Source organism: Flavobacterium bomense, assembly GCF_003970355.1.
The window spans coordinates 1-1,094 of the sequence record NZ_RYDJ01000238.1; the positions used below are offsets into that span (position 1 = coordinate 1).

Here is a 1,094-nt window from a genome sequence, read left to right on the forward strand (position 1 = left end):
TAAAACTGATGGAACTTGGCAAAGTTTTTCGACAAAATCAATTATTGGCAACCCCAAAAACACTACTTATGGGAGAATGTCTATCGATAAAAACGGGACAAAATGGACTGTTACTATTAATAATGGGCTTATAGGTTTTAACGAAAAAGGCAATATATTTAAAAAATTAACTGTAGGTGTTGAAACTGGAAACTTGCCATCAGAAGATGCTCGAGTGGCGGCAGTAGACAATAATAATCAGCTCTGGATTGGAACTTCAAAAGGATTAAGAGTTTTGTCTAATGTAAATAGTTTATTAACAGAAGATAAATTAACAACAAAGCCAATAATCATATTGGAAGATAATCTTGCACAAGAATTAATGTATGAACAATTTATTACTGACATTGTTGTAGATGGAGCTAATAATAAATGGATTGGAACAGCAGATTCAGGAGTGTTTTTAGTGTCTCCGAACGGGCAAGAAACCAAATATCATTTTACAATTAATAATTCTCCTTTACCCAGTAATACCATAAACGATATTGATATAAATAGTACAACTGGAGAAGTTTTTATTGCCACGACTAAAGGAATGATTTCTTTTAAAGGAACAGCAACATCCGCAAACGAAGATTTAAGCAATGTATATGTTTATCCCAATCCAGTGCGTCCAGAATACGAAGGAACAATCAAAATCACAGGATTGTTAAACAAAGCGACCATAAAAATCACCGACATCGAAGGAAATCTAGTGTACGAAACCACTTCCGAAGGAGGAACAATTGAATGGGATACAACAGCTTTTGGGAAATACAAAGTCGCTTCTGGCGTGTATATGATTTTTGTTTCCGCTCAAGATGGTATCGAAACCAAAGTAAAAAAAGTAATGATAATTCGGTAATTTTCAATTGGAATATGAACAACAAAAATTGCTTTGATTTTTTAAGATTTTTTTTCGCTGCAAATATTCTATTAGCTCATCTTTGTGAACTTTCTCAAAATAAAAGTCTGGAATTTTTAGCAACTTTCTCTAATTCAAGCATTGCTGTTCAAGGATTTTTCATCATCAGCGGTTTTTTAGTGGCAAAAAGCTATACAAACACTCCATCTTT

The 1,094-nt window shown here is 33.2% G+C and carries 1 protein-coding gene and 1 pseudogene; both read left to right on the forward strand.

All coding sequences use genetic code 11. The features are described from left to right. Positions 1-883, forward strand: an 883-nt coding sequence (gene porZ, locus EKL98_RS17000; protein WP_126563241.1) for a type IX secretion system anionic LPS delivery protein PorZ, incomplete at its 5' end; no start/stop codon positions are given. 14 nt (positions 884-897) lie between these two features. Continuing rightward, positions 898-1,094: pseudogene (locus EKL98_RS18335) on the forward strand (hypothetical protein); the annotation flags it as partial.